17 protein-coding genes and 1 pseudogene are annotated in these 19,134 nt (G+C 66.5%); 14 read left to right on the top strand and 4 right to left on the bottom strand.

Features of this window, described 5'->3' with window-relative positions; all coding sequences use genetic code 11:
- The first annotated feature begins 157 nt into the window (after positions 1-157).
- The 6 genes from GSQ95_RS20360 (at position 158) to GSQ95_RS20335 (ending at position 7,400) form a co-directional block, all read left to right on the top strand.
- Positions 158-1,072, top strand: coding sequence for a LysR family transcriptional regulator (locus GSQ95_RS20360; protein WP_158895759.1), 915 nt, complete (start codon positions 158-160; stop codon positions 1,070-1,072).
- A gap of 70 nt (positions 1,073-1,142) precedes the next feature.
- Positions 1,143-2,876: an OPT family oligopeptide transporter gene (locus tag GSQ95_RS20355; protein WP_158895757.1), complete on the top strand. Its 1,734-nt coding sequence runs from the start codon at positions 1,143-1,145 to the stop codon at positions 2,874-2,876.
- A 220-nt stretch (positions 2,877-3,096) separates the two neighbouring features.
- A complete protein-coding gene (locus tag GSQ95_RS20350) occupies positions 3,097-4,377 on the top strand; it encodes an MFS transporter (RefSeq protein WP_133862022.1) in 1,281 nt (426 codons plus the stop codon).
- A 136-nt stretch (positions 4,378-4,513) separates the two neighbouring features.
- Positions 4,514-5,572 carry a haloacid dehalogenase-like hydrolase gene (locus tag GSQ95_RS20345; RefSeq protein WP_158895755.1) on the top strand — a complete coding sequence of 353 codons (1,059 nt, stop codon included), beginning with the start codon at positions 4,514-4,516 and terminating at the stop codon, positions 5,570-5,572.
- A 59-nt stretch (positions 5,573-5,631) separates the two neighbouring features.
- Positions 5,632-6,156, top strand: a complete 525-nt coding sequence (locus tag GSQ95_RS20340; protein ID WP_133862024.1) for a glycine cleavage system protein R — start codon at positions 5,632-5,634, stop codon at positions 6,154-6,156.
- Between the two features lie 86 nt (positions 6,157-6,242).
- On the top strand, positions 6,243-7,400 hold the full coding sequence (locus tag GSQ95_RS20335) for an ATP-binding protein (RefSeq protein WP_158893844.1): 1,158 nt from the start codon (positions 6,243-6,245) through the stop codon (positions 7,398-7,400).
- A gap of 31 nt (positions 7,401-7,431) precedes the next feature.
- On the opposite strand, the gene GSQ95_RS20330 is transcribed toward GSQ95_RS20335, so the two are convergent.
- The 3 genes from GSQ95_RS20330 to GSQ95_RS20320 all read right to left on the bottom strand — a co-directional run bounded on the left by GSQ95_RS20330 (position 7,432) and on the right by GSQ95_RS20320 (position 10,582).
- Complete coding sequence (locus tag GSQ95_RS20330; protein ID WP_158893846.1) at positions 7,432-7,920, bottom strand: UPF0158 family protein; 489 nt, start codon at positions 7,918-7,920, stop codon at positions 7,432-7,434.
- A gap of 77 nt (positions 7,921-7,997) precedes the next feature.
- Complete coding sequence (locus GSQ95_RS20325; protein ID WP_133862027.1) at positions 7,998-9,398, bottom strand: sugar porter family MFS transporter; 1,401 nt, start codon at positions 9,396-9,398, stop codon at positions 7,998-8,000.
- 200 nt (positions 9,399-9,598) lie between these two features.
- Entirely contained in the window at positions 9,599-10,582 is a 984-nt protein-coding gene (locus tag GSQ95_RS20320) for a LysR family transcriptional regulator (protein ID WP_158893848.1), read from the bottom strand.
- A 92-nt stretch (positions 10,583-10,674) separates the two neighbouring features.
- On the opposite strand from GSQ95_RS20320, the gene GSQ95_RS20315 reads away from it, so the two are divergent.
- The 6 genes and pseudogenes from GSQ95_RS20315 to GSQ95_RS27265 all read left to right on the top strand — a co-directional run bounded on the left by GSQ95_RS20315 (position 10,675) and on the right by GSQ95_RS27265 (position 15,183).
- Entirely contained in the window at positions 10,675-11,313 is a 639-nt protein-coding gene (locus GSQ95_RS20315; protein WP_158893850.1) for an alanyl-tRNA editing protein, read from the top strand.
- Positions 11,314-11,348: 35 nt separating this feature from the next.
- A complete protein-coding gene (locus GSQ95_RS20310; RefSeq protein WP_158893852.1) occupies positions 11,349-12,119 on the top strand; it encodes a 2OG-Fe(II) oxygenase in 771 nt (256 codons plus the stop codon).
- 1 nt (position 12,120) lies between these two features.
- Positions 12,121-12,762: a LysE family translocator gene (locus GSQ95_RS20305; RefSeq protein ID WP_158893854.1), complete on the top strand. Its 642-nt coding sequence runs from the start codon at positions 12,121-12,123 to the stop codon at positions 12,760-12,762.
- A gap of 29 nt (positions 12,763-12,791) precedes the next feature.
- On the top strand, positions 12,792-13,121 hold the full coding sequence (locus tag GSQ95_RS20300; RefSeq protein WP_158893856.1) for an Arc family DNA-binding protein: 330 nt from the start codon (positions 12,792-12,794) through the stop codon (positions 13,119-13,121).
- A 100-nt stretch (positions 13,122-13,221) separates the two neighbouring features.
- Positions 13,222-14,328: pseudogene (locus tag GSQ95_RS27270) on the top strand (methyl-accepting chemotaxis protein); the annotation flags it as partial.
- 309 nt (positions 14,329-14,637) lie between these two features.
- Positions 14,638-15,183, top strand: a complete 546-nt coding sequence (locus tag GSQ95_RS27265) for a methyl-accepting chemotaxis protein (protein WP_372241648.1) — start codon at positions 14,638-14,640, stop codon at positions 15,181-15,183.
- Positions 15,184-15,222: 39 nt separating this feature from the next.
- Here the strand turns inward: GSQ95_RS27265 and GSQ95_RS20290 are convergent, their stop codons facing one another.
- The gene (locus tag GSQ95_RS20290) at positions 15,223-15,807 is read right to left on the bottom strand and encodes a flavin reductase family protein (protein WP_158893860.1); all 585 of its coding nucleotides are present in this window, start codon (positions 15,805-15,807) and stop codon (positions 15,223-15,225) included.
- A 173-nt stretch (positions 15,808-15,980) separates the two neighbouring features.
- On the opposite strand from GSQ95_RS20290, the gene GSQ95_RS20285 reads away from it, so the two are divergent.
- Together GSQ95_RS20285 and rep are read left to right on the top strand one after the other, a co-directional pair.
- Positions 15,981-16,673, top strand: a complete 693-nt coding sequence (locus tag GSQ95_RS20285; protein ID WP_158893862.1) for a hypothetical protein — start codon at positions 15,981-15,983, stop codon at positions 16,671-16,673.
- Positions 16,674-16,872: 199 nt separating this feature from the next.
- Positions 16,873-18,885, top strand: coding sequence for a DNA helicase Rep (gene rep, locus GSQ95_RS20280; RefSeq protein ID WP_158893863.1), 2,013 nt, complete (start codon positions 16,873-16,875; stop codon positions 18,883-18,885).
- Positions 18,886-19,134: the final 249 nt, after the last annotated feature.

The following is a 19,134-nucleotide window of genomic DNA, read 5'->3' as shown; positions in this document are numbered from 1 at the left end:
CCTGTTCAAAGGCTCGCGAGCTAGAGACAAACAAGGCGAAAATGCCTGAGGAAGCGGAGTTTACGAATGGTAAATGAGCGTTCCGAAGGCATTTTCAACGCTGTTTGGCCGACGCGTAGCAGACTTTGAACAGGCTCTTATCGCGCGAGGATTGTGCATGCCGACCCTGAATCGCGGCGAACTGGCCGATCTCAATGTCTTCGTCGCCCTGGTCCGGCGGCGCAGCTTTCGCCAGGCCGCCATCGAACTGGGCGTCACCACCTCGGCGCTGAGCCATGCCCTGCGCCAGCTGGAGACCCGGCTGGGGGTCAAGCTGCTCAATCGCACCAGCCGCTCGGTGGTGCCGACCCTGGCCGGCGCGGCGCTGGCGGAAAAGCTTGAACAGGGCTTCGCCCTCATCGGCGAGGCCCTGGGCGAGCTGGACCAGCACCGCGACGCCCCGGTCGGGCGCCTGCGCCTGAGCGTGCCGCGCGATGCGGCGCGGCTGCTGGTGACCCCGACCCTGCCCCGGCTGCTGGCCGCCTATCCGCAGTTGCAACTGGACATCAGCGTCGAGGATCGTCCGGTGGACATCGTCGCCGACGGCCTCGACGCCGGCATCCGCTATGGCGACACCGTGCCCCAGGACATGGTGGCCCTGCCGCTCACCGACGAGTTGCGCTGGATCGTGGTGGGCGCCCCCGCCTACCTCGACCGTCACGGCCGACCGCAGCAGCCGGAGGCGCTTGCCGAGCATCGCTGCGTGCGCCTGCGGCTGGGCAACGGCGCCCTCTATCGCTGGGAGCTGGGCAGCGGCGCCAGCACCCGGACGATCGACGTGCCCGGCCCGCTCACGGTCAACGAGACCGAGACCTCGATCCAGGTCGCCCTCGACGGCCTGGCCCTGGCCTATTGCCTGGAGTGGCGGGTGGCCGACGAATTGCGCGACGGTCGCCTGGAGCAGGTGCTGCCCGACTGGGCCTCGCCCGGCGCGCCGCTGTGCATCTACTACCCGAGTCGGCGCCAGCCACCGCCCGGCCTGCGCCAGTTGATCGAGGCCCTGCGCCAGACCTGGACCGGGCGCCACCCCTGAGGGCGCGAACCAACCGCCGCGCCCGGGAGTCCCCTGACCACGCCATGATCGCCTGACCGAGGAGGCCCTCTTGCCCACTGCCAACGCCGCCGCAACCGACCTGCCGCTGCTCGTGGCGCGCGAACTCAGCCCCCGGGCGCTGCTCACCGGGGCGCTGCTGGGCATCCTGCTGACCCCGGCCAATGTCTATGCCGGCCTCAAGATCGGCTGGTCGTTCAACATGTCGATCATCGCCCTGCTGGTGAGCTACGGCCTCTGGCACCGCCTGGGTCGCCGCCTGCAGCAACCGGGCTGGACGCTGCACGAGAGCAACATCAACCAGACCGTGGCCTCGGCGGCGGCCAGCATCGTCTCCGGCGGTCTGGTCGCGCCCATCCCTGCCTACACCCTGCTGACCGGCCAGCAATTGCCGACCCTGCCGCTGATGGGCTGGGTGTTCGCGGTGAGCTTTCTCGGCATCTGGGTGGCCTGGTATCTGCGGCCCCTGCTGCTGGCCGATGCCAGTCTGAAATTCCCCGAGGGCCTGGCCACCCTGGAAGCGCTGCGCCAGGTCTACGCCAGCGGTGCCGAAGCTCTGAGCCGCCTGCGGGTGCTGCTGGGCGCCCTGGCGCTGTCGGCGGCGGTCAAGCTGGTGGACAGCTTCGCCTGGACGCTGCCACGAGTCGCGCCCTCGCCGGCCCTGGAGCGCCTGACCTTCAGCTTCGATCCCTCGCTGCTGCTGCTCGGCTTCGGCGGCATCATCGGCCTGAGGGTCGGACTGTCGCTGCTGCTCGGCACCCTGCTGGCCTGGGGCGCGGTGGCGCCCTGGCTGCTGGCCAGCGGTGTCGCCGCCTTGCCGGCCGGCGCCAGCGGTCCGCAATACGCCTTCCTGGTGCAATGGCTGCTCTGGCCCGGGGTAAGCCTGATGGTCAGCGCCACCCTGGCTGCGCTGGCCGTGCGGTTGATCACCCTGCCCCGCGCCGAACGCCGTCGCCAGGGCTGGCGGCGGCCGCGCGCCTGGCCGCTGGCGCTGCTGCTGGTGGCGGCTCTGCTGGTGGTGCTGCTGCAGGTGCGGCTGTTCGGCATCGATCCCTGGCTGGCGCTGCTGGCCCTGCCCCTGGCGCTGTTTCTCGCCGCCATGGCCGCGCGGGTGGTCGGCGCCACCGGCATCCCGCCCATCGGTGCCATCGGCCAGCTATCGCAGCTGACCTTCGGCCTGGCCGCTCCCGGGCAGGTCAACATCAACCTCATGGGCGCCAATACCGCCGGCGGCGCGGCGGGTCAGAGCACCGACCTGATGAACGATTTCAAGGTCGGCCAGGCCATCGGCGCCACCCCGGCCAAGCAGGTGGTCGCCCAGTGCCTGGGCATCGCCTTGGGCGCGGTGACCGGGGTGCTCACCTACCGCCTGCTGATTCCCGATCCCCAGGCGCTGCTGCTCAGCGCCGCCTGGCCGGCACCGGCGGTGGCCCAGTGGAAGGCGGTGGCGGAGACCCTGACCCAGGGCCTGGGTGCCCTCGATGGCGCCATGCGCCTGGGTATCGTCCTGGGCGCCCTGGTCGGCTTGCTGCTGGGCCTGGCCGAAGCCCTGCTGCCCGACCGCCGCGCGCACTGGCTGCCCAGCTCGGCGGCCCTGGGGCTGGCCTTCATTCTGCCGGCCTCGGTGGCGCTGATGATGACCCTGGGCGCCCTGCTCACCGCCCTGGTGCGCTGGCGGGCGCCGGGCCTGGCCGAGCGCTTCGCCCTGGCCGCCGCGGCCGGCCTCATCGCCGGGGAAAGTCTGGCCGGCGTCGGGGCGGCGTTCTGGCAAATGCTCGCCACCTGAGCTGCGACAACGTGTCAACTGGACAATAATTTCCAGACGTAATGTCGCGAACCTTTCAGCAACCTTTCAAATCCATGAAATTCGGGGGTTCCGGTCCGATTCAGCTTGCCAGCGCGCTTTTGCAACACATAAGGTTACAGATAGCGCGACCCACCCGCGAGAGGTCTGGGCGCCCTGCGCGAGCTGTCTCCTATAACAAACTCAATCCGAGCTAGCAGTCATGGCCACCACCTCGAAAGCCAAATCCGTCTTCCGCGTCGTCAGCGGAAACTTCCTCGAAATGTACGACTTCATGGTCTATGGCTTCTATGCCACGGCCATCGCCAAGACGTTCTTCCCCGGCGACAACGAACTCGCCTCCCTGATGCTGTCGCTGGCGACCTTCGGCGCCGGCTTCCTGATGCGCCCCTTGGGGGCCATCTTCCTCGGCGCCTACATCGACCGTCACGGCCGTCGCCACGGCCTGATCGTCACCCTGGCGCTGATGGCCCTGGGTACCCTGCTGATCGCCGTGGTGCCGGGCTACGCCACCCTGGGCGTCGCCGCGCCGCTGCTGGTGCTGCTCGGCCGCCTGCTGCAGGGCTTCTCCGCCGGCGTCGAACTGGGCGGTGTGTCCGTCTACCTGTCGGAAATCGCCACCCCCGGGCGCAAGGGCTTCTTCGTTTCCTGGCAGTCCGCCAGTCAGCAGGTCGCGGTGGTCTTCGCCGGCGTGCTGGGCGCCCTGCTGAACCATTGGCTGTCGCCCGCCGAGATGGGTGAGTGGGGCTGGCGCATTCCCTTCCTGATCGGCTGCCTGATCGTGCCCTTCCTGTTCATCATCCGTCGTTCCCTGGAAGAGAGCCCCGAGTTCGAGGCGCGCAAGCATCGGCCGACCTTCGGCGAGACCATGACCTCCATCGGCCAGAACTTCGGCGTGGTGCTGGCGGGCGTGGCCATGGTCTCCATGACCACCGCCTCCTTCTACCTGATCACCGCCTACACCCCGACCTTCGGCCGTCACGAGTTGCACCTGACCGATCTGGACAGCCTGATCGTTACCGCCTGCGTGGGCATCTCCAACTTCATCTGGCTGCCGGTGATGGGCGCCCTGAGCGATCGCGTCGGCCGCCGTCCGCTGCTGATCTTCGCCACCGTGCTGGCCATCCTCACCGCCTACCCGGCGATGATCTGGCTGACCCACGCCCCGGGCTTCTCGCGCCTGCTGATGGTCGAGCTGTGGCTGTCCTTCCTCTATGGCACCTACAACGGTGGCATGGTGGTGGCCCTGACCGAGGTGATGCCGGCCCATGTGCGCACCACCGGCTTCTCCCTGGCCTACAGCCTGGCCACCGCGACCTTCGGCGGTTTCACCCCGATGGTCTGCACCTGGCTGATCCAGGAGACTGGCAACAAGGCCGCACCCGGCATGTGGCTGACCCTGGCCGCCGTGCTCGGCCTGGTCGCGACCCTGACCCTGTTCAAGGGCAACGCCCAGCCGCGCTTCAAGACCGTAACCGCCTGACAGGGCTGTCGCAGAGCGGCAGGCCCTGCCGCTCTCGCGCCCACCCAGGTCGCTCCGCGCATCGAACTGTCATGACCTTTTGCTATGGTCTAGACCAGATGACCGCATACCGCGGTCGCCGTGCCGGAGCCCGCCGATGCCCATCCTCCCCCGCCTTCTCGCCGGCCTGGCCGGCGGTCTGCTCAGCCTCACCGCTGCCGCCACCGAGCTGACCCACTGGCCGGCCGATGCCGCCCGCCAGCTCGACGCCCTGATCGCCGCCAATGCCAATAAGGGCAACTACGCGGTGTTCGACATGGACAACACCAGCTATCGCTACGACTTGGAAGAGGCCCTGCTGCCCTTCCTGGAGATGAAGGGCGTGCTGACCCGCGACACCCTGGATCCCTCGCTCAAGCTAATCCCCTTCAAGGACGTCGGTGGCCACAAGGAAAGCCTCAACAGCTACTACTACCGGCTGTGCGAGGTCGACGACCTGGTCTGCTACCCCTGGGTCGCCCAGGTGTTCTCCGGCTTCACCCTGCAGCAGCTCAAGGGCTACGTCGACGAGCTGATGGCCTACGGCAAGCCGATCCCCGCCACCTACTACGGCAAGGACGACAAGATCGAGACGGTGGAGATCAATCCGCCCAAGCCCTTCACCGGCCAGCAGGAGCTCTATCACAAGCTGATGGAGAACGGCATCGAGGTCTATGTGATCAGCGCCGCCCATGAGGAGTTGGTGCGCATGGTGGCCGCCGACCCGCGCTATGGCTATGGCGTGAAACCGGAAAACGTCATCGGCGTCACCACCCTGCTCAAGGACCCGGCCACCGGTGCCTTGACCACCGCCCGCAAGCAGATCGCCGAAGGCAAGTACGATCCCCAGGCCAACCTGAAGCTGCAGGTCACGCCCTATCTCTGGACTCCGGCCACCTGGTTCGCCGGCAAATACGCGGCCATCCTCACCTACATAGATCCCTGGAAGAAACCTATCCTGGTCGACGGCGACACCCCGGTCAGCGACGGCCCCATGCTGTTCCAGGGCGTGGACGCCGCCAAGAACGGCATCCACCTGTGGATCGACCGCAAGTCCAAGTACCGCACTCAGATCGAGGCGATGATGAAGAGCAACGCCGAAGGCCAGGCCAAGGCCGGTGTGGCGGTGAACGCGGACCAGCACTGGGTGATCGTCAAAGCCGAAGACATCCAGTAGGCCGGCGGCGATCGGGCGGGCTAGACTGGAGACTCCTTCCGCCCGCCCTGGAGCCCACCATGGAACACCTGGTCCTGACCGTCATCGCCCCCGATCGCCCCGGTCTGGTGGAAGCCCTGGCCGACTGCGTGGCCGCCCAGGGCGGCAACTGGCTGGAAAGCCGCATGGCCCACCTGGCCGGCCAGTTCGCCGGCATCCTCTCGGTGGAAGTGGAACCGGAATTGCGCAATGGCCTGGTGGAGACGCTGCAGCAGCTGGCCATTCCCGGCCTGCGCATCCTGGTCGGCGAACCTGGCCAGCCGGCTGCGGTGGGCGCGCCGCTGGTGCAGCTCGACCTGCTGGGCAACGACCGAGTCGGCATCGTCCGCGACATCACCCGGGCGCTGCATCAGGTAGGCGTCAACGTCGAGCGCCTGTCCACCGAGACCCGTCCGGCGCCCATGAGCAGCGAGGCGCTGTTCCACGCCACCGCCCTGCTGGCGCTTCCGGCGGACCTCGAACTCGAGGCCCTGCAGGCCCACCTGGAAACCCTGACCGACGACCTGATGGTGGAGCTCAAGCTCTATCGGCACGGGCATGACTAGCACCGAGCAGGCATCAGGATGACGATCTATAAAGATCTATAAAGATCTATAATCGACTTTAATCGCCTTTAAATAGGGAATTGTCGATGCCTGAGCGCTTTTATCACCGACACGCCATGGCCACTACCTATGCCGCTAAGATCATGGCAGACCCGCTGCATCCCGGGCTGTTTCTGGCAGCGCCACGGCGAACCGGCAAGACCACCTTCATGCGTGAAGACTTGGCGCCTGCCCTCCAACTCGCGGGTGCCGAGGTGATCTACGTTGATCTCTGGTCAAATCGACAAACCGATCCGGCTGAGTTGATCAACCAGGCAGTGCAGGTTGCCATCGAACGCAATCTCGGTCTGATCGCCAAGCTGACCAAGCAAAGTGGCGTGGTGAAACTCAAGGTGGGTGGGGTCGAGATAGATACCAGCAGCATCGGCAAAGCCAGGGGCATAACCCTGGCCGCGGCGCTCGCCGCGCTCTCCGACAGCCTGGGCAAACCTATAGCCCTTATTATCGACGAAGCCCAACATGCCGTGACCACCACGGCGGGCAGCAATACGCTCTTCGCCCTCAAGGCGGCTCGCGACGAATTGAACGGCTCACACCATCATGGTTTGAGACTTATCTGCACCGGTTCCAGCCGGGACAAGCTGGCGATGCTCAGAAACAGCCGCGATCAAGCCTTCTTCAATGCGCCGCTGGTAAACTTTCCCCATCTCGACAGAGGCTATGTGGACTGGTTCTGCGCGCAGTCCAGGCTCGATTTCATCCTTGATCCAGAAGTGGTCTGGGGTAAGTTCGTCGAAGCGGGCTATCGCCCCGAGGCGCTGCAGGCAGCCCGAGAGGTACTCGAATACTCGATGATCGATGATGCTGCAGTGGGCAATGTCGCCTTCGCCCAGGCCGTCGACGAGCATGTGAGGGAAATGTCCGAGAGCGCCCTGGCAGTGATTCGCAGTCTCACACCGATTCAAGCGGCCGTACTGAAGGTGATGGCGGTCCAGGGCAAGGACTATGCGCCTTTCGAGCTGGCCACCCTCGGCAAGTACGTAGACATGCTGCAGCTTGCCGGCATGAAGGAGGCCCAGGCTCAAGAGACCGCCTACGCGCAGAATGTGCAGCAGGCCTTGGCTGCCTTGCAGGAAAAGGCATTGATCTGGAAGGCTGAGCGTGGCGTCTATGCCATCGAAGAGCAAGGATTGCCGGACCTCATGCGGAGCGCCGGCATGCTGCCGGACGCTTTGGCAAACTAAGGTGCTCAGCTGACCATCGGGGTGGCGAGCCCTATCGCTCCCGCCCCTTTTCCAATCGCCGCCGGATGCCCTCGGGGACATCGTCCGGCAGCGGCATCCGCCCATCCGCCGGCAGGGCTTCCAGACCGGCTTCGTCCAGCAGCACCAGCACTTCCTCCTTGAGACGACTCAGGGCAAAGGCCTGCCAGGCCTCGCGTACCGAGGGGAAGAGGTCCAGTTCGTAGTCGAAGGTCCGGATCGGCCGCCGGCTTTCCAGGGCGGCCCGCAAGAGCGGCTGGGCGTGGGGATGGCGCAGTTGGTGCAGAAAGGCTTCGCGCAGTTCCAGGCGGTCCTCCTGGGTCAGGCGCGGCAGCGGCAGGTAGCGTTCGGGATCTTCCAGTTCCTCGCGTTCTTCCAGACTGAGATCGTCCGGGTCGAGCAGGCGCAGGGCGCCGCTGGCAAGGTCGAGGAAGTGGGTGCCTCGCTCCCGGCTGTCGAGGGCGGCAGCCAGCAGATCGAGGTCGAGGGTGAGGGGGCGCATGGCAGGACTCCGGCACAGGCGAACAGGAGCGGAGGTTACCTCCGCTCCTGTTGCGACCCTAGCACTGGAGGCCGCGTTCAGCCTTTCCGCTGATAGGGAAAGAAGCGCCGCTCGCGCAGGTCGTGCTCGATCTGCTCCAGGCTCTTGCCCTTGGTCTCCGGCACCAGGCGCCAGATGAACAGCAGCGCCACCAGGGAAATCCCGGCATAGAGCCAGAAGGTGTGGGCGGCGCCCAGCTTGGTCACCAGGCTCAGGGTGGTGAGGGTCACCAGCAGGTCGAAGCCCCAGTGGCTGAAGGCACCGACGCTGGCGCCCTTGCCGCGCACGAACAGCGGATAGACCTCGGCGTTGATCAGCCAGATGCAGACGCCGAAGCCACCGCAATTGAGCATCAGGTAGGCGGCCAGGCAGGCCACCACCGTCCAGCGCTCCACGTCGGTCTGGGGACCGGCGCCCTGGAACAGGTAGCCCATGATCGCCAGGGCGACGATGGAGCCGGGAATCAGCGTCAGCAGGTAGCGGCGGCGACCGATGCGATCCACCAGGAAGCTGCCGACCACGGTCATGATCACCACCAGGATGGTGCTGCAGCCGGTGGCCAGCACCGCGGTCTGGTCGGAGAAGCCGGCCTGGGTGAGGATGGTCGGCGCATAGTAGATCAGCGCGTTGTTACCGGTGATCTGCGAGAACATGGCGATGCCGGCGCCCACCAGCAGGGCCGGTCGCACCCACGGCGAGAACAGATCGCTCCAGTTGCCTTCCGGCGCGTTACTCACGGTCTTGATCTCGGCCAGTTCGGCCTCGGCCGCGGCCTTGCCGCCGCGGACCCGCTCCAGCACCGCCAGGGCATCAGCCTCGCGACCCTTGACCAGCAGCCAGCGCGGACTTTCCGGCAGCACCGTCATGCCGGCCAGCAGGATCAGCGCCGGCACCAGGCCGAGGCCGAACATCCAGCGCCAGTGCTCGTCCAGGGCGAAGCCGGTGAAGTAGGCCACGGTGATGCCGAACACCACCATGAACTGGAACAGCACCACCAGCTTGCCGCGGTGCTCCGGCGGCGCCACCTCGGCGATGTACACCGGGATGATCTGGGTGGAGCTGCCGGCCGACAGACCGAGCAGGAAGCGCGACAGGATCAGCAGGGTGACGTTGGGCGACAGCGCCGAGAGCACCGAGCCCAGGGCGAACACCAGGGCCACGCCGATGATGGTCTTGCGCCGGCCGAGGCGGTCGGAGATCGGGCCGGTACCGAGGCAGCCGAACAGGGCACCAAAGATGATGGCGCCGGTCACCAGCTGCTTGACAGTGTCGTCCATGGCGAATTCGCGGCCGAGGCCGAGCAGAGCGACGCCGATGATGCCGGTGTCGTAGCCGAACAGCAGGCCGCCGAGGGCGGCGATCACGGCGATGAGCACGACCAGCCCCTTGCGCGGGGTGGCCGCCACGGGTGCGGCGAGCGAGGGTGAAGAAGCGAGCATGGGGGAAATCCTTTCTTGTTTTGCCAGGGCAAGGACCGCGGTGGCAACCCGATCCACCCGCGCAGGCGGGCCGTGGGGAGCATGGCCCAGAGAAAAGCGCGATGCGGCAGGCAGAGAAACGTTAGGTGAATCGTTTCACCTAATGCTGCCAGTTGTAACAGGACTTGTGAAAAGCATCACGAATAACGACCGGCAGTGGCCTAGCTGCCAATGGTCAGCTCTTGGAAACGCTGCTCGGGCAGCGCGGCCGCGCCCTGGCCCGGGCGCAGCGCCTGGTCGCCCAGGCGCTCGACCAGGAAGTCGATGAACACCTTGAGCTTGGGCGGCAGGTGGCGCGTCGCCGGATAGAGCAGCCAGGCGCCGCCGTGGTAATGCGGCAGAAAGGACCACTCCGGCAGCACCTGGACGATCTCGCCGCGGGCCAAGGCCGCCTGGGCGGTGAACAACGGCAGGCTGCCGATGCCGATGTGGTTGAGCACCGCGTCCAGGCGGACCCCGGTGTGGTTGGCGGCATAGCGCCCGCGCACATTGACATGGACCACCTTGGCGCCCTGGCGGAATTTCCAGCGCGAATCGGCCGGCTCCTCCGCCAGATAGATGCAGCTGTGCCCGGCCAGATCGCGGGGATGGGCGGGCTGACCGTGCGCGGCCAGGTACTGCGGCGTGGCGCAGAGCAGGTGCTCGATGGTCAGCAACTGGCGGCCCACCAGTCCGGGCGGCGGCCGGTCGGTGATGCGGATGGCCAGGTCGACGTTCTCGTCGATCAGATCGACATAGCGGTCTTCCAGCAGCAACTGCACGTCCACCGCCGGGTAGCGCCGCAGGAAGTCGGCCATGTGCGGATGGATCACCGTGCTGCCCACCGCCTTGGGCACCGACAGCCGGACGATGCCGGCCGGCGCCTGGTTTAACTGGCCACTGACCTCCAGCACCGCCCGCGCGGCGCCGACCATGTCGCTGCAGCGCCGAAAGACCTCCTCCCCCGCCTCCGACAGCCGCAGCTTGCGCGTGCTGCGATTTAGCAAGCGGGTGCCCAGGGCCTTCTCCAGGCGTGCCACGCTGCGACTGGTGGAAGACGGGGTCAGACCGAGCTGACGGGCCGCCGCAGAGAAGCTGCCGCTCTCCACCACCCGCACGAAAATGGCCATCTCGCTGAGCAGCGGCAGGGGAAGATTTATGCTCACAGCGCAAAATTCCTTTGGAGAGAGGGTGGATTATCACCCTTGCGTGCGCTCTTTAGAATGAGGATGTTTCTCGTTTTCTAGGTAGTAGACGTATGACCGAGCGCCTGTATTTTCTGAGCGACAGCCTGATCGCCGAGGTCGAGGTCCACGCCTGTAGCGCCGCCGAGGACGGTTACGTCGTCGAATTGCTGGCCACGCCCTTCCATCCCCAGGGCGGTGGGCAGCCCAGCGACACCGGCTGGATCGGTACCGCCGAGGTGACCCGGGTGGTCCAGGACGGCGACCGCATCCTGCACCACACCACCCGCCCCCTGGCGCCCGGCCGCGTGCTGGCCCGGGTCGACGCAGACCGACGCCAGCTGCATTCGCGGCTGCATTCGGCCGGGCATCTGCTCGGTCACATCGGCGAGACCCATGGCTGGAAGCCGGTCAAGGCCCATCACTGGCCGGGCGAAGGCCGCATCGAATTCATTCCGGGCGAGGATACCTGCGCCCTGGACGTCGAATCCCTGCAGGCGCACTTCGACGCCCTGGTGGCAGACGACCTGCCGCTGCACGTCGAGGTGCAGGCCGATGGCCAGCGCCAGGTGCGCTTCGGCGAGGACGTGGCGCGCTATGCCTGCGGCGGGACCCACGTGCGTTCCCTGCGCGCGGTCGGCGCCCTGAGCGCCCTGGGCGTCAAGGAAAAGAAGGGACGCCTGCTGGTGAGCTACGACATGGCTGGCGCCTGATCAACCGCTCACCTCACCCGCAGAAAGGAAGCGCCATGCTGCTCGAACTCGACGCTCTCGACACCGAGAGCCTGCTCCGCCTCACCGAAGAACGCCTGCTGGCGGTACGGGTGCGCCGCTTCGTGCCGCGCCCGCTGGCCGACGACCTCGGCCAGCAGATCCTCGGCAACGGCTTCGCCACCTACACCAATGCCCCCAGCATCGGCCGCATCGGCATGGCCTTCTACGAGGCGGAACACCAGCGCGCGCAGATGGACGACTACTTCGCCAGCGTCGCCAGCAACCTGGAAGAATTGCGCCGGCGCTGCCGCCCCTATCTCAATCCCATCGACCTGGTGCGCTGCACCCTCGACGAGGTCTGGCCCGCCGGCGCCCGCCTGCAGACCCTCTGGGGTCGCAAGATGTACGTCGGCCTGTCACGGGTGGTGAAGCCCGGAGTACGCTTTCTCGCCCACCACGACATCTTCGCCAAGGACGCGCCGGGCAGCGAGGAAGCCGAAAGCCTGATCACCCAGCTGGCCTGCAACGTCTACCTGACCATGCCCAGCGTCGGCGGCGAACTGCAGCTCTGGTCGCGCGAGCTGGCGCCGGAGGCCTTCGACGCCCTGCGCGGCGACAGCTACGGCATCGAGCCCGACCGCCTCGGCCCGCCCTGCCTGACCATCCGCCCCGAACCGGGCGACCTGATTCTCTTCAATTCCCGCCGCATGCACGCCGTGACGCCCGGCAACGACCAGCCACGGCTGTCGCTGTCGTGCTTCGTGGGCTATCGCGGGGCGGCCGAACCCCTCACGTACTGGAGCTGACATGTCCCCCTACCTGAGCGAATTCCTCGCCCTGGCGACCATCCACTTCCTCGCCGTGCTCGCGCCGGGCCCGGATTTCGCCGTGACCGTGCGCCAGAGCGTGAGATACGGGCGCCTGATCGGCCTGTGCACCGCCCTGGGCATCGGCGCCGGCATCTCGGTGCACGTGCTCTACACCCTGCTCGGCATCGGCGCCCTGATGCACGCCACGCCCTGGCTGCTGGGGGTCGCCAAGGTGGTCGGCGGCGCCTACATCCTCTGGCTGGGCTTCAACCTGATCCGTAGCAAGCCCACCGCCGCGCCGCTGGACGACAGCCAGTGGCAGCAGGCCGACCTGCAGCGGCAGTCGCCCGGCAAGGCCTTCCTCACCGGCTTCCTGACCAACGCCACCAATCCCAAGGCCACCCTGTTCTTCCTGGCCATCTTCACCACCGTGGTCAGCGGCAGTACGCCGCTGACCGTCCAGGGCCTCTATGGCCTGTGGATGTGCGCGGTCAACGCCGGCTGGTTCGCCCTGGTCAGCCTGCTGTTTTCCAGTCCGCGCGTTCGCCAGACCTTCCTGCGCCTGGGCCACTGGTTCGAGCGAACCATGGGCCTGGTGCTGGTTTTCTTCGCCGGTCGACTGCTGTTGTCGGCGCTTTGACGTCAGTCCATTCGTATTGGAGGTCCTCCATGCCCTACGTCCACCGCGCTCCCGCTGGTATTCCCACGGAAAAGTTCGTCGTCCGCCTGCCCGACGGGATGCGTGAACGCATCGCCGCCGTGGCCCGCTCCCATCGGCACAGCATGAACACCGAGATCGTCGCCTGGCTGGAGCGCAGCCTGGTACAGGACGGGGTGCTGGAGCAGCCGCAGGTCGAAGCGGACGACGAGTTGCTCAATGCCAGCGAGCAACTGCTGCTGCAGCGCTTTCGCCAGCTCAACGAACGTCAGCAGAATGCGCTGATCTCGGTACTGGAGCTGGAGTTGCCCGTTCCCGTGCACAGCCGCGAAACCGCCTGAATCCGGCCGGCACCGCCGCGGACGGAACCGGCCGTCGGCAGCAGGGCCGCCCACCCGGCGGCCCTGACGTGCGGCTTTCAAGTATCGATCGGGACGGCCGATGAAGAGGGTCTTCGTACTCTCTTCCGGAATCCCCATGTCTGTATCCAAAGCCTCCTGGCTGAGCAATCTCGGCATTTCCAAGAAGCTGGCGCTGGGCTTCGGTGCCCTGCTGGTCATGGTGACGGTGGTGGCGCTGTTCGGTTACCTCACCGCCAACACCCTGCTCGAGCGCATCAACAAGACGCGCTACAGCGGTCAGCTCAAGGCCGACGTGCTCAACGTCAGGATCGACGAAAAGGCCTACCTGCTCGATCCCAGCGCCGCCAATGCCACCCTGCAACAGGCCACCCTGGCCAGGGTGACGGAAGACATCGGCAAGGGCCTCACCCTGCTGAGCAACCCGGCCAACGTCGCCATCCTGGGCAGCATCCAGCAGGAGATGAAGACCTACCAGGAGCGCTTCGCTGCCCTACAGCAGGCCAGGCAGACCAGTTCCGGCGTTCAGAAGGAACTGACCCAGGTTTCCGAAAGCGTCACCCAGACCCTGGATCTGTTGTTCGAGCAGGTCTTCACCCCAGGTGGCAGCCACAGTACGGCCGACCTGAAGGCCGTAGCGCTGATCAAGGCGCAGATGGTCGGCGTCCGGCTGAACATCCGTCGCTTCCTCGGCACGCCTGACGAAGGCAAGGCTCAGGCAACACTCGCGTCCATGGATGACCTGCTCAAGCTGTTGCGCACCACTCAGGCGCAGATCGATGGCGACACCGCTGCACGGCTCTACAGCGCCATCCAGGAAGTGACGCGCTACCGCGCCTTCTTCGAATCCATCGTCGCCCAGGATCGCCAGGCGCAAACTGCTGTCACCAGCCTCCAGGAACAAGGCAACAAGCTGGTGCAGTTGCTGGATCAGCTGGGCGAAGGCCAGCTGAAGTCCGCCGCCGCCGAGCGCCAGGCCGCCCTGCTCAAGCTGCTGCTGAGCAGCCTGATCGCCCTGCTGATCGGCATCGCCGCCGCCTGGCTGATCACCCGCCAGATCACCCAGCCGCTGGCGACCGCCATGGCCATGCTCAAGCGCGTCGCCGCCGGCGATCTTACCCAGCGCAGCGAGGTGAGCCGCCGCGACGAGCTGGGCGAACTGCAACGCACCACCCAGGCCATGGCCGATGACCTGCGGCAGCTGGTCGGTGGCATCGCCAGCGGCGTGGGGCAACTCAGCAGCGCGGCCGACGAACTCTCGGCCTTTAGCGTCCAGACCAGCCGCGGCGCCACCCAGCAGCGCGACGAGATGCAGCAGGTGGCCACCGCCATGAACGAGATGGCGGCCACGGTGCACAACGTCGCGCAAAACACCGCCAACGCCTCCAGCGCCGCGCAGAACGCCGACGGCATGGCCCGCGAAGGCAGTCGCACGGTCAAGCGCGCAGCCCAGGAAATCACCCTGGCCGCCGAAGAGGTGCAGGGCCTGGGCGATGCCATGGAGCGCCTGGACGCCGCCAGCGGTCGCATCGGCAGCGTCATCGACGTGATCAAGGCGATCGCCGAGCAGACCAACCTGCTGGCGCTCAACGCCGCCATCGAAGCCGCCCGCGCCGGCGAACAGGGCCGCGGCTTCGCCGTGGTGGCCGACGAGGTCCGCTCCCTGGCGCAACGGACCCAGGAGTCCACCCAGGAAATCGGCGAACTCATCGCCACCCTGCAGCAGGGCACCACCGAAGCCAGCGCGCGGATGCAGGCCAGCCGCGACCGCACCCTGGGTACCGTGACCCTGGCTCAGGACGCCGAGCGCGCCCTGGAGGTCATCTACCAGGCGGTGGCGGAGATCCAGAATCTCAATCAGCAGATCGCCACCGCGGTGGAAGAGCAGAGTCTGGTCGCCGAGGAGATCAACGGCAACGTGGTCAAGGTCAGCGGCCTGGCCGAGGAATCGGCCACTGCCAACGCCCACGCCGCGGCCTCGGTCAACGAACTGGCCCGCCTGGGTGGCGATCTGCAGCAGATGGTCGCGCGCTTCCGCGTCTGACCTCGGCCGCGCCGGCGCCAGGCACGGGCGCCGGGGGTCTCAGGCTTTCGGCGTCAGCATCTGCCCCTGGATGCCGTCGCCGATCACCAGGAAGTGACCGCCGGCGACATGGTGCAGGGTGCGCAGGCTGTCCTGGCCACGAAAATCCCAGCGTCCTTCGCGAAACACCCGGGTATCGGCCCGGGCGGCGAGCACCTCACCGAGAAACAGATCGTAGCCTTGCTGGTTGTGCGCCTCGGGCAACACGCGGCATTCCAGCCAGGCCACGCAGCCGGCGATCAGCGGCGCGCTGACCTGTTCGCCCGCCAGCGTCTCGATGCCGTAGGCGGCGAACTTGTCCAGCGCACGACCGCTGGTATTGCCTACCGTCTGCACCAGATCCACCTGGGCGGCGCAGGGCACGCTGAGCACGAAGCTGCCCTCGGCTTCCAGCAATTCGCGGGTCCAGGTCTGCTTGTCGAGCACCACCGCCACCTTGCCCGGCTCGAAATCCACCGCCATGGCCCAGGCCGCGGCCATGACGTTGCGCCGGCCCGCGTGGGCGGCGCTGACCAGCACCGTGGGACCGTGGTTGAGCAGGCGATAGGCCTTGGCCAGGGGGACGGCGGCGAGGGTCGAATGCATGGCTGGACTTCCGTGGGAAAAGCCCCAGGGTAACGCAGCCCTTGCCGTTCGGCGCCGCGCGGGTAAAAAATTGCCGCTTTGCGCCACGCTCGCCAAACGCCGGGGGACATCAGGGGTCTATCGCCCACTCCCGGTATGGGACCGACAAGAAACCTGCGTTAAGGATGACCTCTATGCCCACTCGCCTGGCTCTCTCCGCCCTGCTGTTCTGCGCCTGCTGTCTCGGCCTGCCGCTGGCCCAGGCACAGACCGCCAGCCCCTCGCACGAGACTTCCGCCACCCAGCCACTCCTCTCCAGCTCCATCAACGACTTCAGCAATGAAGACTGGGATCGTGGCGTCCTGCGCCGGGTGGCCGGCCTGACCATTCCGGCGACCCCGGCCAACGTCGAGGGCTTCATCAGCGGGCGGCAGGTCCAGCTGGGCGACGGCGAGTGGCGCGCCATCACCGAGGTCCAGCGGGTCGGCGACAACCTGGCCGTGTTCGTCGAGGGCCAGCCGCTGGATGCCGAGGCCGTGGGTTATCCCCGGCGCCTGGCGGTGGACGACGCCCCTGGTACCGGGCGCCATCTGCAGCGCCTGCCGGGGCGCTTCAACACCCCGATCAACGACTTCACCAACCAGGACTGGCTCAAGGGCATCTACCGCAAGGCCGCCGGCATTTCCATCCCGGTCACCGAGCGCAATCGCGAGGAATTCAAGCCGGGCGCCATCGTCCGTCTGGCCGACGGCCAGGACTATGCCGTCACCCACGTCAGCGAATTCGGCCGCAGCATGGGCGTGTTCCTCGACAGCCCGGTACTGCCCGGTGAGAAGTACGGCTATCCGCGCCAGCTGACCTTCGTCGCGCCACCGCCCAAGCCCTGAGGGCCTGTTCAAAGTCTCGCGAGCTAGAGCCAAACAAGGCGAAAAGGCCTGAGGAAGTGGAGTTTACATAGTGTAAATGAGCATTCCGAAGGCCTTTGCAACGCAGGTTGGCCGACGCGCAGCAGACTTTGAATCAGGCTCTGACCGCGGGGACTGGCGCTGGTAGAATTCTTGCCCAGCGTCGTCACCCCGGTCCGCCATGTCCAAGCTCAATCCCCGCCAGGCCGAAGCCGTGGCCTACATCAGCGGTCCCCTGCTGGTGCTGGCCGGTGCCGGCTCCGGCAAGACCAGCGTCATCACCCGCAAGATCGCCTACCTGGTGCAGCAGTGCGGCGTCCGCGCCCAGTACATCTGCGCCGTGACCTTCACCAACAAGGCGGCGCGCGAGATGAAGGCGCGGGTGGCCAGCCTGCTGAAAGCCGGCGAAGGCCGCGGCCTGACCGTCTCGACCTTCCACAACCTCGGGCTGAACATCATTCGCCGCGAGTACGTGCACCTGGGCTACAAGCCGGGCTTCTCGATCTTCGACGAGGGCGACATCAAGGCGCTGCTCACCGACATCATGCAGAAGGAATACCAGGGCGACGACGGCCTGGACGAGATCAAGAACTACATCGGCAACTGGAAGAACGACCTCATCCTGCCGGAGGAGGCCCTGGAAAAGGCACGCACGCCCAAGGAGCAGACCGCCGCGGTGGTCTACCTGCACTACCAGCGCACCCTCAAGGCCTACAACGCGGTCGACTTCGATGACCTCATCCTGATGCCGGTGAAGCTGTTCCAGGAACATCCCGAGGTGCTGGAGCGCTGGCGCAACCGCATCCGCTACATGCTGGTGGACGAATACCAGGACACCAACACCAGCCAGTACCTGCTGGTGAAGATGCTGGTGCAGGAGCGCGCCCAGTTCACCGTGGTGGGCGACGACGACCAGTCGATCTACGCCTGGCGCGGCGCGCGACCGGAAAACCTGATGCAGCTCAAGGACGACTTCCCCTCGCTCAAGGTGGTGATGCTGGAGCAGAACTACCGCTCCACCAGTCGCATCCTCAGGTGCGCCAACGTGCTCATCGCCAACAACCCCCATGTGTTCGAGAAGCAGCTGTGGAGCGAGATGGGCCACGGCGATCCGATCCGGGTATTGCGCTGCAAGAACGAGGATGGCGAGGCCGAGCGCATCGCCCTGGAGATCCTCACCCTGCACCTCAAGACCCAGCGGCCCTACGCGGATTTCGCCATCCTCTATCGCGGCAACCACCAGGCCAAGCTGATGGAGCTCAAGCTCCAGCACCACCAGATTCCCTACCGGCTCTCCGGCGGCACCAGCTTCTTCGCCCGCCAGGAGGTAAAGGACGTGATGTCCTACCTGCGCCTGCTGGTGAATCCGGACGACGACAACGCCTTCCTGCGGGTCATCAACGTGCCGCGCCGGGAGATCGGCTCCACCACCCTGGAAAAGCTCGGCAACTACGCCGGCAGCCGGGATCGCTCGATGTACGCGGCCGCCGACGAGATCGGCCTGGGCGAGCACCTGGACGCCCGCTTCACCGAGCGCCTGTCGCGCTTCAAGCGCTGGATGGACGGGGTCCGCCAGAATTGCGCGGGCGAGGATCCCATCGGCGCCCTGCGCAGCATGGTGATGGACATCGACTACGAGAACTGGATCCGCCAGAACGCCAGCTCCGACAAGGTCGCCGACTTCCGCATGGGCAACGTCTGGTTCCTCCTGGATGCGCTGAAGAACATCCTGGAAAAGGACGAGGACGGCCAGATGACCATCGAGGACGCCATCGCCAAGCTGGTCCTGCGCGACATGCTCGAACGCCAGCAGGAAGAAGAGGAAGGTGCCGACGGGGTGCAGATGATGACCCTGCACGCCTCCAAGGGCCTGGAATTCCCCTATGTGTTCATCATGGGCATGGAAGAGGAGATCCTGCCGCACCGCTCCAGCATCGAGGCCGACACCATCGAGGAGGAGCGTCGCCTGGCCTACGTGGGCATTACCCGCGCGCGCCAGACCCTGGCCTTCACCTACGCCACCCGGCGCAAGCAGTACGGCGAGCTGATCGACTGCACCCCCAGTCGCTTCCTCGACGAACTGCCACCCGAGGACCTGCAGTGGGAGGGCCTGGAAGAAGCACCGCAGGAACAGAAGGCTGCCCGCGGCAACGACGCCCTGGCGGCGATGCGGGCAATGCTGAAGAAGGGCTGAGGATCTCTGCCGGCGCTTATCCTCACCCAGCCCTCTCCCGGAGGGAGAGGGGGCATCCGCAGTCACCCCGGGATTCGCCCCACGCCGAGCAATACCCTCTCCCAGAGGGAGAGGGAGCACGCGCGTGCTGCGTCGAGCTTCGGCACGCTACCCCAGGCCCAGGCGCTACACCCAACTATTCCCAGCACTGGAGCAATCCCCTCTCCCTCTGGGAGCTGTCTCTTATACACATCTCCGAGCCCACGAGAC

It is taken from the genome of Pseudomonas sp. BAV 4579, from assembly GCF_009765395.1.
Taxonomy (GTDB): Bacteria; Pseudomonadota; Gammaproteobacteria; order Pseudomonadales; family Pseudomonadaceae; genus Chryseomonas; species Chryseomonas aestiva.
Note: the sequence above shows the minus strand (reverse complement) of the source record. Positions and strands in the feature narration are given on the sequence as shown.